The organism is Nonomuraea cypriaca, from assembly GCF_015645445.1.
Taxonomy (GTDB): domain Bacteria; phylum Actinomycetota; class Actinomycetes; order Streptosporangiales; family Streptosporangiaceae; genus Nonomuraea; species Nonomuraea cypriaca.
Genome location: NZ_JADOGI010000287.1, coordinates 1 through 12,118, shown reverse-complemented (window position 1 = coordinate 12,118; position 12,118 = coordinate 1). Strand labels below are relative to the sequence as shown.

Genomic DNA, 12,118 nt, shown 5'->3' with positions numbered 1-12,118 from the left:
GTATGGGTCGTCGGGGGCCGGCTGTGGGGCTGCTGGCCGGGACCGGGTTCCTGGCGATGGCGGCGTTCGCCGGGATGGAGACCACGCTGGCCTTCCTCGGACGTGATCGCTACGGCTGGGACGCCACCTCCATCGGCCTGGCCCTGGCCGCGGCCGGGCTGGCGATGGCCGTCGTCCAGGCAGGGCTGGTGGCCAAGCTGGCCCGCCGCTGGGGCGACGCCCGCGTGGCCGCGGCCGGCGCGGTCACGATGGCGGTCTGCATGGCGGCCGTCTCGGTGGCGGGAACCTGGTGGCTGTGCCTGGCCGCCGTATGCCTGCTGGCCGCCGGGCACGGCCTGCTCACCCCGACCGTGTCCAGCCTGCTGGCCGCCGCCGGGCCGGCAGAGCGCAGAGGGGCGCGGCTCGGGGCCGGGCAGTCCGCCTCCGCCGCGGCGCGGATCGTCGGCCCGGCCGCCTCTGGGTTACTGTTCGACGTCGGGACGGCGCTCCCGTACCTGGCCGGGGCGGCCTCGGCGGCGCTGGCGGCGGCAGCCGTGCTCGCCGTACCCGCCGTGGAGCCCACAGGAGGTGAGGAGGAGGCGTGAACAGCCTCGGCGAGCTGGAGCGCTCGATCATGGAAGTGCTGTGGAGCACCGACGACTGGCTGACCGTGCGCGAGGTCGTCAACCGGCTCAGTGGCCGCGAACCGGCCTACACCACCGTGATGACCGTGATGAACCGGCTGGTCCGCAAGGGCTTCATGCGGCGCGAACGCGACGACGACGGCCGTACGTGGCGCTACCGGCCCGCGGCGGGACGGGAGGCGTACGTCGCCGAGTTGATGCTCTCGGCGCTCAGCGAGACCGGCGACCGGCTCGCGGCGCTGGGCCACTTCGCCCGGTCGGTCACCCATGAAGAGGCCGAGGCGCTGCGCCGGGCGCTGCCTCACGGTGTGGAGCCCTCGTGACCTATGCCGCGCATCACCTCCTCACCTTCGTGGCGGCGTCACTGGCGATGGCGGCGATGCCGCGCTGGTCGTGGGCCTGGCGGGCGCCGCGCACCTCGCTGCTGATCTGGCAGGCGGTCGGCTCCTGCCTCGTCCTGTCGGCCGTCGGCACGGCTCTCGCGATCGGGCTGGCCCCGTACCGGCTCGGCATCGTGCCCGCGCTCGTCGGCCTGGCGGGCGACCTGGCCCGTGGCCGGCTCCCGGCCACGCTCTCGCCCGTCCATCTCCTGCTCGTCGCCTGCGGGCTCGGCGCGACCGCGTGGCTGGCCGTGGCCTTCGCGCGCAGCGCCGCGTCCGTGGCCGCGCTGCGGCGCAGGCAGCGGACCTTGCTCGGCCTGATCGCGCGGCCCCATCCCGATCTGCGGGAGGCTCTGGTGGTCGAGCATCCCGCGGTGGCCGCGTACTGCCTGCCGGGGCGGAAGGCGGCGATCGTCGTCAGCACCGGCAGCCTCGACCTGCTCACCGATCGGGAGTTGCGGGCCGTGCTGGCGCACGAGCGCGCGCACGCGCGGGAGCGTCACGACCTGGTGATCCTCCCGTTCGCCGCCCTGCACCGCGCCCTGCCGGGCAGCCGCCTCGTCCACGCGATGCTGGAGGCGGTCGCGCTGCTGGTCGAGATGCGCGCCGACGACCGCGCGGCCGCCGACACCGGCCATCTGACCCTGGCGACCGCGCTGCGCCGCTTCCGCGCGTGCGACCGCGTCGCCACACCGCCCGGCACGCTCGGCGGCGCCGGGCACGACCTCGACGCCCGGATCGCCCGGCTGACCGCACGGCCTCGCCCGTCATGGCCGGTACGCGCGCTGCTGCTGATCGTCGCGTCGACGGTGGCCGGCACCCCGCTCAGCCTGTTCCTGCTCCCCCTGTAAGGCCAGGGGAGGGCGTCAAGCGGCAGGCTGGGGCGTGCAGGGCCTGGAGGAACCAGTGGAGTGACGGGGTCAGGCTTCCGGCGGGCGGCCAGCCGTTGATCACGGCGAGCAGCCGGAGGTAGCGCTCCCTGCGCGGGTCGTTCGCGGCCTCCAGCCGGGCCGCCAACCGGCGCCGCAGCCCGGCGTCGTCCGGCCGGCCCAGGGTGCGCGCGTACCGCGCCGTGACGGCCGTGACGACTGCGCCGGCCTGGGGCGAGACGGGGTCGATGCCCGCCGCCAGCGCCGCTCCGACCGGCCCGCGCACCATGGCGGCGGCGTCGCGGTGCACTCGCGCGGGGTCGCTCTCGGCGCGGTCGGCGGCGGCCACCGCCGTCAGCACCGCGCGCCGCTGCCGCAGCGTACGGATCCGCACCGCGAGCGCCTCGGCGTGCGCCGCGGCGACCTCGGCCAGCGAGATCTCCCTGTCCACGACCCTGCGGATCGTGGACAGGTCCACTCCGAGGTCGCGCAGCGTCCGTACGAGGTCCAGGCGGGCGACGGCGTCGACGCCGAGCAGGCGGTAGCCGGCGGGGCTCCGGTCGGTCGGCGGCACGATGCCGCGATCGGCGTAGAAGCGGATGGCCTTGACCGTCAGCCCGGTCCGCCGCGCCAGTTCGCCGATCGAGTAGAGCGTGTCACCGTTCATGTCTCTCACCTTCGGGTCTCCCCTTACCGGAGACTCAAGCCGGCCGGGGTTCAGCCGAGGATCACCCGTTCCTCCGGCAGTTCGTAGCGGCGGGTGCGCTGCTTCAGGGCGAGCGCCGAGCCCAGGGTGAGCGGGCCGATGCGGCCGATGAACATCAGCAGGCTGAGCACCACGTGCCCGGCCAGCGGCGTGTCGGCGGTGATGCCCGTGGACAGGCCGTTGGTGGCGAAGGCCGAGATCACCTCGAACAGCACCCGGTCCAGGCTGTGCGGGGTGATCACCAGCATGAGCCAGGTGGCGAAGGTGACCAGGAGGAGGCCGAGCAGGCTGATGGACAGCGCCTGACGCTGGGTGGCGGCGGGCAGCCGCCGGTGGCCGATGTTGACCTGGTTCTCGCCGCGCAGCTCCGACCAGACGATGAACAGCAGGAACCCGAACGTGGTGACCTTGATGCCGCCCGCGGTGCCGGCGCTCCCGCCCCCGATGAACATCAGAACGTCGGTGACGAGCAGCGACGGGGAGGTCAGCTGGCCGATGTCGAGGCTGTTGAAGCCGCCGGAGCGCGGCATGACGGCGGTGAAGAACGCCGACAGCAACTTGCCGGAGTCGGACAGGGGACCCATCGTGGCGGGATTGCGCCATTCGGCGAGAAGGAACGCCAGCGTGCCGGCTCCGAGCAGCAGAGTGCTGAGCCCGACGGTGATCCGGGTCAGCAGGGTCCAGCGCCGGGGACGCCGCCAGGTGCGCAGGAGTTCGAAGACGACGGGGAAGCCGAGCCCGCCGGCGATGACGGCAAGCGCGATGGTGAGACAGATCCAGGGGTCGGTGACGAAGCGCATCAGGTTGTCGGGCCACAGGGCGAAGCCGGCGTTGTTGAAGGCCGACACCGCGTGGAAGACGCCCAGGTAGGCGGCGCGGCCGAGCGGCTCGGCGTACCCGGTGAGGAATCGTACGGTGAGGACCACGGCCACGGCCGCCTCGCAGACCAGGCTGAAGACCACCACCTTGCGCAGCACCTGGCGCAGGTCCGCGGCGACGACGGACTTGGTCTCCATCTGCGCGGACAGGCGGGCGCGCAGGCCGAGCCTGCCCGACAGGACGACCATGATCAGTGTGGCGAGCGTCATGATGCCCAGCCCGCCGACCTGCATGAGCGCGACGATGACCACCTCGCCGAACACCGACCAGTGCGCCGCGGTGTCGACCACGACCAGGCCGGTCACACAGACCGCCGACGTCGCGGTGAACAGCGCGGTGAGCCAGTGCGAGGCGTCGCCGTCGGTCGTGGCCAGCGGGGTGCCGAGCAGCAGCGTCCCGATCAGCACCGCGGCGCCGAACCCGGTCGCGATCACCACCGCCGGATGCCGCCCACGCCCTGACAGAGCCGGTCTGGCGCGCGTCATCCGGCTTCCGGGCAGCGGTGGGCGTCGTGGTTCATCGGGGGCCTCCGTCGAGTCGCACGGCCAAGGAGCCGCCGACCAGACTTCCCGGCACACCGGGCCATACGGTAGCGCAGTCCACCACGCCGCCGCCAACCGGCCGGCACCGCCCGCGAACCGCCCGACCGGCTCGGTCGTCACCGACGCCAACGCGTCCACCAGCGGCTGAATGGCTTGGAAAGAGCCGGGTAGGAGCAGAAAGTCAGGGCATGGGCCATCGTTTCGGGGGTTGCGATGCTTGGCGATCCTTCGTGACGCCAGGTCGCGGAGACGACCGGCCCGATCATGCCCGAGCTGGCGAAGACGACCCTCATTTCTCATCCGAGGGAAGGAACAACATGTCCGGCAACAAAGCCGTGGTGTACGAAGGCCCAGGCAAGGTCGAAGTACACGACACCGACTATCCCGGCTTCGAACTGAAGGACGGCCCGGGGGTCAATCCAGCCAACGTGGGCCGCAAACTGCCGCACGCCGCGATCATCAAGTCCGTCGCGACCAACATCTGCGGCAGCGACCAGCACATGGTCCGGGGCCGCACCACGGCTCCGCAGGGTCTCGTGCTGGGGCACGAGATCACCGGCGAGGTGGTGGAGACCGGGCCAGGCGTGGAGTACATCAAGACCGGCGACCTCGTGTCCGTGCCGTTCAACATCTCCTGCGGGCGTTGCCGCAACTGCAAGGAGCGCAAGACCGGCATCTGCGAGAACGTCAACCCCGACCGGCCGGGATCGGCCTACGGTTACGTGGACATGGGCGGATGGGTGGGCGGCCAGGCCGAATACGCCCTGGTGCCGTACGCGGACTGGAACCTGCTCAAGTTCCCCGACAAGGACCAGGCCATGGAGAAGATCCTCGACCTGGCCATGCTCGCGGACATCTTCCCGACCGGTTTCCACGGCTGCGTGACCGCGGGCGTGGGCCCGGGATCGACCGTCTACATCGCCGGCGCCGGCCCGGTGGGGCTGGCCGCGGCCGCCTCCGCCTTCCTGCTGGGGGCCGCCGTGGTCATCGTCGGTGACCTGAACAAGGAACGGCTGGACCAGGCCCACAGCTTCGGCTGCGAGACCATCAACGTGGCCATGGGCGACCCGAGGGACCAGATCGAGCAGATCCTGCGCGTGCCGGAGGTCGACTGCGCCGTGGACGCCGTCGGCTTCGAGGCCAAGGGCCACGGGCGCGAGGCGTCGGAGGAGCGTCCCGCCGCGGTGCTCAACACGCTCATGGGCATCACCCGGGCGGGCGGCGCGCTGGGCATCCCCGGCCTGTACGTCACCGGCGACCCGGGGGCGCACGAGGAGGCCGCCAAGCACGGGTCGCTGTCGATCCAGATCGGCCTCGGCTGGGCCAAGTCGCTCAGCTTCGCCACCGGCCAGTGCCCGGTCATGAGCTACAACCGTCAGCTCATGATGGCGATCCTGCACGACCGGGTGCAGATCGCGAAGGCGGTCAACGCCACGCCGATCCCGCTGGAGCAGGCGCCGCAGGGCTATCACGAGTTCGACGAGGGGGCCGCCCGCAAGTACGTGCTCGACCCGCACGGCATGCTGGCCAAGGCGGCCTGACGCCGTCCTTCACCGCGAGCGGCGGCCACGACGCCGCTCGCGGCGTCTCGCGGGCGTTTCAGGGCATCTCGCGTCTCACCGCGTCTCGCGGCGTCTCACCACGTCTCATTGCGTCTCGCGGCGGCTCGCGACGGCCGTGAGCACGGCGTCAGGCGATTCGGTGGAGGTCAGCGGGGTGAACCGGCCCGCGTAAGGGGCGGCCGCGGGAGAGGCGCTCGACCTCCGCCACCGCGAACTCGCCCAGCCGCCGCAACTCCCGCCCCCGCGCCCCGCTGATGTGCGGTGTGACCAGGACGTTGGGGAGCCGGAGGAGAGGGTGGCCGGGCGGCAGCGGCTCCGGGTCGGTCACGTCGAGCACGGCGCCGATGCGACCGGTGGCGCAGTGGCGTACCAGGGCGTCGGTGTCGATGAGGGCGCCGCGGGCGGTGTTGACGACCACGGCACCGTCGCGCAGCAGCGCCAGGCGGCGCTCGCCGAGCAGCCCGCGCGTCTCCGGCAGTTCCGGCGCGTGCACCGTGACCAGCTCGGCCCTGCGGCACAGCTCGTCGAGCGGCACCGGCCGCGCCCCCAGCGCGGCCGCCTCCTCCGCTTTCGTCTGCGGCTGGCGCTGCCCAACTCCGGCGCGCTGTTCGCCTCACTCGGCATCCTGTCCTTCATCGAGCACTGGAACGCGTTCCTGTGGCCGCTGGTCATCGGCCAGGACCCGGAGTACTGGACGGTGCAGGTGGCGCTGTCCACCAACCTCAACCAGCGGCCGTCAACCTGCCCGCGCTGTTCGCCGGCGCGCTCGTGGCCATCCTGCGCCTGGTCGCGCTCTTCCTCATCGCCCAGCGGTGGATCGTCAGGGGCGTCCTGCTCACCGGCATCAAGGGCTGCACCCCGAGAGGAGTCCGTACGCCATGTCCCGAGTTCTCACTCTCCTGGCCGGGCCGTCCCTGACCCTGGCCCTGTTACCCGCAGGAACAGCCGGCGCGGCGCCCGTCACCGTCCCGGTCGGCGCGCCGTTCACCGACACCTCAGGCAACCCGCTGCACGCCCACGGGGGCGGCGTGCTGAAGGCCGGCGCGTACTACTACTGGTTCGGCGAGAACCGCAACAGCGACGGCACCTTCAGGTACGTCTCCGCCTACCGCTCCACCGACCTGCGCAATTGGGAGTTCCGCAACCACGTGCTGACCCAGTCCAGCGCCGCCGAACTCCAGGTCGCCAACATCGAACGCCCCAGGGTGATCTACAACGCCGCCACCGGCCGGTTCGTCATGTGGATGCACAAGGAGAACGGCCGCGACTACGGCGAGGCGCGCGCGGCCGTGGCCGTGTCGGACACGGTCGACGGCGACTACACCTACCTGCGCAGCTTCCGCCCCCTCGGGCACATGTCACGCGACATCACCGCGTTCGTCGACACCGACGGCGCCGGCTACATGATCTCCGCCGCCGACGAGAACTACGACCTGCACATCTACCGGCTGACCGCCGACTACACCGACGTCACCACGCTGGCGCGGATGTGGGACGGCGACCACCGCGAGGCGCCGGCGATGTTCAAGCGCGACGGCGTCTACTTCCTGCTCACCTCGGGCGCCACCGGCTGGCAGCCCAACCAGGCCAGGTACGCCACCGCCACCAGCATCACCGGCCCCTGGAGCGGCTGGCAGGACGCGGGCGACTCGCTCACGTTCGGCTCCCAGCCGGCGTACGTGCTGCCGGTCCAGGGCACGTCCGGCACGTCGTACGCCGGCGGCTACCTGCGACTGGTGGCCAGGCACTCGGGCAAGTGCGCGGACCTGCCGTCCTCGTCCACGGCCAACGACGTGCAATTCAAGCAATATCCGTGCAACGGCGGGCAGAACCAGCAGTTCACCAGAACCCCGCTCTGAGGTTCCCCGCCCGCCCGCGAGGGAAATCGGCTCGCGGACGGGCCGCCGACTTGGCTAGATTCGCAGTCGGTGGTCGAGATCGGATGTGACGAGTCTGGGTCGGAGGGCGAGAAGCTCGTCGGCGGCAACACCGACGTGTTCGCGCACGCCAGCGTCCTGATGGACGCGGAGTCCGCCGCCGCCTGCATCCGCGAGCTGCGCGCCAGGGCACCATCCCCGGCCACCCAGTACAAAGCGGGCCACATCCTGCGCGAGAAGCACCGGCCGGTGTTGCGGTGGCTGCTCGGGCCGTCCGGCCCCGTCCTCGGCAGCGTGCACGTCTACCTCGCCGACAAGACCTTCCTGGTCCTCACCAAGGTCGCCGGCCTGCTCGCCGGGAATCCCGACCCCCGGCCCCTCTACCGTGAGGGCGAGGCCGTGTTCGGGGCCGGACGGTGGGCGGCCTTCCTCGACGCGGTCAACTACCTGCTGCGCGCCAAGAACGGCCAGGGCGTCACCATCTCCGTCGACGACGTCTTCCGCCTGGTCGGCGAGCTGCGCGAGACCGGCGCGGGCAGCGCGGCGGGCGCGTTCATGGAGCTGCTGTGGCAGGCCCGGCCGCGCGTCGCGGACTTCCGCGCGCGGCTGCTGGCCGACCCGCACGTCTTCCCCGCGCTCGATCCGCTCATCCCGGGCATCGTCCACGCCGTCGCCCACTGGGGCCGCGGCGGCGAGCCGGTCACCGTCGTGCACGACCGGCAGACCACGCTGACCGAGGAGCGCGTCGCCGAGCTCCGGCACCTGCTCGGCGGGCGGCTGGCCGGCCTGCGGCTGGTCGAGTCCACCCTGGACGCGCGGGTCCAGGTCGCCGACGTCATGGCCGGCGCGGCCCGCAAGATCGCCTCCGACGAGCTCAACGGGCGGGGCGATCCCGGGCTCACCGCGCTGCTGCGGCCGTACGTGGACGGGTCCTCCATCTGGGGGGACGACAGGAGCGGGGCACTGCTCGGGCACAGGTCATGACGGGGTAAAACACCCACCCCTGCCTCTATCGCTACAAAATGTGACGATAGAGTGACATACTGTGAACGAATCGAAGCGTGTGGAAATCACCTGGCCCGGCCTCGGCATCACCGTGGCCGCCGAACTCGACCAGCGCAACAAGGCCCTGGCCCAATGCCTGTGGGACGCGCTGCCGTACCGCAGCCTGCAAGGCCACGCCCTGGTCGCGGGATATCACCTGTACCACGTCGCCCCGGTCCATTCGCTGCTGCACACACCCGCGGAATACCGCGTGGACCGGCGCACCGTGCCCGACGGCACCCTGTTCTGCTCCCGGCTGCAACACCTCGGCATCAAGTACGGCGAACTCACCGAACCCATGACCGCCACCCCGATCGGCCAGGTCGTCCCAGAAGACCTCGACGCCCTGATCGAGGCCGGCCGCGAGGTCTGGAGGTCCGTCTACACCACCAAACAACCCATCATCGCCGAGGTACGCCGCGCCGGCGAGCCCAGCGGCCACCAACTGCCGCGCCTGCCCATAGGCGACCCCGAACTCAACACCCTGATCACCGAAGTACACGCGGAAACCGAACGCATCTGGCTCAGCCCGCCACAGGAACTGCTCAACCTGCACGCCGGCCGCATCCCGTCCGGCGCGGGCAGCTACGAGACCGTCCTGACCACACTGCTGTTCGTCAACGGCGAGACCCGGCCGCTCGGCTACAGCTGCTACGGCGGCCTCGTCCGCGCCGCCATGGACGGCATGCCGCTGCCCTGGCTGCGCCAGATGACCCACATGCTGGCCCACACACCCGCCGAATTCCTCGGCTACTGCGGCCTCGACACCCTGTGGAACTTCACCCAGCGACTCCTGGACGGCATCAGCCGCCTGAACAACCACAACGACTTCATCTCCGCCATGAACCACATGGCCCTCTACACCAACTGCCTCGGCGGCTGGAACCTGCACCTGTTCCCATGGGAAGCGGGCGAGCACCTGCGCCGCGTGGGAGGAACGACATGACCGGCACCCGCGTCGTCGTCATCGGCGGCGGCGTGATCGGCCTGTCCATCGCCTTCCACCTCGCCGAGGCGGGCGTCGACACCACCGTGCTCGAACGCGGCACCCTCGGCTCCGGCGCCTCGCGCGCCACCGCAGACGTGGTCCGCTCCTACTTCGCGGGCAACCCGCTCAGCTCGGCCCTGGCCGTCCGCAGCCTCGACGCCTACCACGCCTTCCCGAACCGGCCCGGCGCCGACCTGCCGCTGCGCCAGGTCGGCTACCTCGTCCTGTTCACCGAACCCGACCAGGTCGCCGCCTTCGAGGCCGACCTGCCCGCCCAGCACGCCGCCGGCGTCGACGTCGCCCTGATCACCGCGCAGGAGGCCAGACAGCGCAACCCGCTCATCGGCGACGACCTGCCGGTCCGGGCCGCCGCCTACTCGCCGCAGGCCTACATCTCCGACACCACCGCCATCGTCACCGCCTACGCCATCGCCGCCGAGCAGGCGGGCGCCCGCCTGCGCACCGGCTGCCCGGTCACCGGCATCGACGCCCAGACCGGCCAGGTACGGACCCCGGACGGCACCATCACCGCCGACGCCATCGTGTGCGCCGCCGGCGCCTGGTCGGCCTCCCTGGTCCGCAGCGCGGGCGTGGACCTGCCGCTCACCGAGCCGATCGAGCAGGAACTCCTCACCACCGACCCGCTGCCGCCCGGCACGCCGGACCTCCCGGTCACCCTGCACGCCGCCAGCGGCCTGCTCATCCGGACCCGCGGCGACCGGCTCCTGATCGGCATGGGCTACCCGGGACCCGACCGGGCCGCCTGGCGCCGCGACGTGGCAGAACAGCTCGCGACGACGTACCCGAGCCTGGCCGGCCTCCCCCTGCACACCGCCGTCACCGGGCTGCGCGACGCCAGCCCCGACCGCACCGCCTTCATCGGCCACCAGCCGGGACCCCCGGCCTTCCTGTACGCCACCGGCTTCTCCGGCCACGGCCTGTGCAACGCGCCCGCCGCCGGAGAGCTGGTCCGCGACCTCTACCTCGACCAGGACCCCCGCTTCGACGTGACCGCCCTGGCCATGAGCCCACGACGGACGGGATGAACCATGACAGAAGACAGCCGCTTCGTCCTCGACCCGGCCACCCACGACCTGCACGGCGACAACGCCAAGCTCCGCGAGGCGGGCCCGCTCGTGCCGGTCACCGCCGAAGGCGTGCCCGCCTGGGCCGCCACCCGCCACGCCACCCTGCTGACCGTGCTCACCCACCCGAGCCTGTCCAGGGAACTGCGCCACTGGTCACCCGACGCCCGCGACCGCATGCCGCCTGGCACGGCCATCGACCGCATCGTCACCGACACCTCGCTGCTCAACGCCGAGGGCGAGGTGCACCGCCGCCTGCGCGCCCCGCTGGCCGCCGCGTTCGGCGCGCGCCGGCTGGAACGGCTGCGCCCCAGGATCGAGGCGCTCACCGCCAACCTCATCGACCGGCTCGCGGAACGGCCGCCGGACGAGCCGGTCGACCTGCGGCTCGAGTTCGCCTACCCGCTGCCGCGCGAGGTCATCTCCGAGCTCATCGGCATCCCGGCGGCCCACCAGGACGAGCTCCACCGCCTCACCGACGCCGTCGCCCAGGTCGGCGGCAGCCCCGACGACACACCCGACCTCCGCAAGGCCCTGCTCGATCTGCTCGACCAGATCATCGACGAACGCCGCGACACGCCCGGCGAAGACCTGATCACCGACCTGTTCGCGCTCCGCGAGCAGGACGGCGGCCGCCTGTCGGAGGACGAGCTGTTCGCCACGATCGAGCTGCTGTTCATCGCCGGGCACGTCACCACCGTCAACCTCATCACCAACGCCATCGGCGCCCTGCTCAACGTGCCGGGCCAGCTCGACCTGCTGCGTTCCGGCCAGTGCCCGGTCAGCGCGGCGGTGGAGGAGACGCTGCGGTGGGACTCGCCGATCGCCTACTTCCCGATGCGCTACGCCGTACGCGACATCGAGATCGACGGCGTCCACCTGCACGCCGGCGAACCCGTGCTCGCCTGCTTCGCCGCCGCGGGCCGCGACCCGGACCAGTACGGCGACGACGCCGGCCGGTTCGACCTCACCAGGCCGCCGTCCACCCACCTGTCGTTCGGGCACGGGCCGCACTTCTGCCTCGGCGCGCCACTGGCCAGGCTGGAGGCGGAGGTGGCACTGACCGCGCTGTTCGAGGCGTTCCCGCAGATCAAAGCCGCCGCGCCGGCCGAGGAACTGGCCCCGCTGGACACCCTGCTGGGCAACAGCACCCGCAGCATGCCCGTCCTGCTCGGACCCCGCGCCCGCTGACGACCCGCCGCCGGCGCGCGCCCACTTACGTAGTGCCGGCCCACCGGGCCGTCTCATTGGGCCGTCTCATTGGGCCGTCTCATTGGGCCGTCTCATTGGGCCGTCTCATTGGGCCGTCTCATTGGGCCGTCTCATTGGGCCGCCTCATAGGGCCGGCCATTTGGGCCGCCTCCGCGCGCCGGTTCCGGTTACGCATGTCCGCCGCTGGCGGTCTACGCTCCATGAACGACGATTGGAGCCGACCGCCGTGCCACAGCCCGCCCCCATGCGCCTGGCCACCACCATCCGCCCCTACGACTGGGGCTCGGTGACCGCGCTGCCCGAACTCTTCGGAACCGAGCCAACCGGCCGCCCGCAGGCCGAGCTCTGGAT

Annotated in this window: 12 protein-coding genes and 1 pseudogene; 10 read left to right on the top strand and 3 right to left on the bottom strand. The window is 71.9% G+C overall.

All coding sequences use genetic code 11. The features are described from left to right. From ITP53_RS48980 to ITP53_RS48970, 3 genes are all read left to right on the top strand, one after another. Positions 1-584, top strand: a 584-nt coding sequence (locus tag ITP53_RS48980) for an MFS transporter (RefSeq protein WP_195902343.1), incomplete at its 5' end; no start/stop codon positions are given. Then, the gene (locus ITP53_RS48975) at positions 581-946 is read left to right on the top strand and encodes a BlaI/MecI/CopY family transcriptional regulator (protein WP_195902342.1); all 366 of its coding nucleotides are present in this window, start codon (positions 581-583) and stop codon (positions 944-946) included. The genes ITP53_RS48980 and ITP53_RS48975, both read left to right, overlap by 4 nt. Beyond that, on the top strand, positions 943-1,854 hold the full coding sequence (locus tag ITP53_RS48970; RefSeq protein WP_207757512.1) for a M56 family metallopeptidase: 912 nt from the start codon (positions 943-945) through the stop codon (positions 1,852-1,854). Before ITP53_RS48975 ends, ITP53_RS48970 begins: the two co-directional genes overlap by 4 nt. Here the strand turns inward: ITP53_RS48970 and ITP53_RS48965 are convergent. Together ITP53_RS48965 and ITP53_RS48960 are read right to left on the bottom strand one after the other, a co-directional pair. Next, positions 1,829-2,539 (bottom strand): MerR family transcriptional regulator, encoded by a 711-nt coding sequence (locus tag ITP53_RS48965; RefSeq protein WP_195902341.1) that lies wholly within the window; start codon positions 2,537-2,539, stop codon positions 1,829-1,831. The genes ITP53_RS48970 and ITP53_RS48965 overlap by 26 nt on opposite strands. Positions 2,540-2,589: 50 nt before the next feature. Then, positions 2,590-3,942 (bottom strand): TrkH family potassium uptake protein, encoded by a 1,353-nt coding sequence (locus ITP53_RS48960; protein WP_195902340.1) that lies wholly within the window; start codon positions 3,940-3,942, stop codon positions 2,590-2,592. A gap of 374 nt (positions 3,943-4,316) precedes the next feature. On the opposite strand from ITP53_RS48960, the gene fdhA reads away from it, so the two are divergent. After that, positions 4,317-5,540, top strand: coding sequence for a formaldehyde dehydrogenase, glutathione-independent (fdhA, locus tag ITP53_RS48955; RefSeq protein WP_195902339.1), 1,224 nt, complete (start codon positions 4,317-4,319; stop codon positions 5,538-5,540). 148 nt (positions 5,541-5,688) lie between these two features. Here the strand turns inward: fdhA and ITP53_RS48950 are convergent. Then, positions 5,689-6,126 (bottom strand): annotated as a pseudogene (locus ITP53_RS48950) (NAD(P)-dependent oxidoreductase); the annotation flags it as partial. 92 nt (positions 6,127-6,218) lie between these two features. On the opposite strand from ITP53_RS48950, the gene ITP53_RS48945 reads away from it, so the two are divergent. From ITP53_RS48945 to ITP53_RS48920, 6 genes are all read left to right on the top strand, one after another. Further along, positions 6,219-6,479 (top strand): hypothetical protein, encoded by a 261-nt coding sequence (locus ITP53_RS48945; protein WP_195902338.1) that lies wholly within the window; start codon positions 6,219-6,221, stop codon positions 6,477-6,479. Continuing rightward, positions 6,440-7,420 (top strand): family 43 glycosylhydrolase, encoded by a 981-nt coding sequence (locus tag ITP53_RS48940; protein WP_195902337.1) that lies wholly within the window; start codon positions 6,440-6,442, stop codon positions 7,418-7,420. Before ITP53_RS48945 ends, ITP53_RS48940 begins: the two co-directional genes overlap by 40 nt. Positions 7,421-7,489: 69 nt before the next feature. Beyond that, complete coding sequence (locus ITP53_RS48935; protein ID WP_195902336.1) at positions 7,490-8,422, top strand: hypothetical protein; 933 nt, start codon at positions 7,490-7,492, stop codon at positions 8,420-8,422. 61 nt (positions 8,423-8,483) lie between these two features. Then, entirely contained in the window at positions 8,484-9,428 is a 945-nt protein-coding gene (locus ITP53_RS48930; RefSeq protein WP_195902335.1) for a cucumopine synthase-related protein, read from the top strand. Continuing rightward, positions 9,425-10,516, top strand: a complete 1,092-nt coding sequence (locus tag ITP53_RS48925; RefSeq protein ID WP_195902334.1) for an NAD(P)/FAD-dependent oxidoreductase — start codon at positions 9,425-9,427, stop codon at positions 10,514-10,516. Before ITP53_RS48930 ends, ITP53_RS48925 begins: the two co-directional genes overlap by 4 nt. A gap of 3 nt (positions 10,517-10,519) precedes the next feature. Further along, entirely contained in the window at positions 10,520-11,746 is a 1,227-nt protein-coding gene (locus ITP53_RS48920) for a cytochrome P450 family protein (RefSeq protein WP_195902333.1), read from the top strand. Positions 11,747-12,118 lie beyond the last annotated feature (372 nt).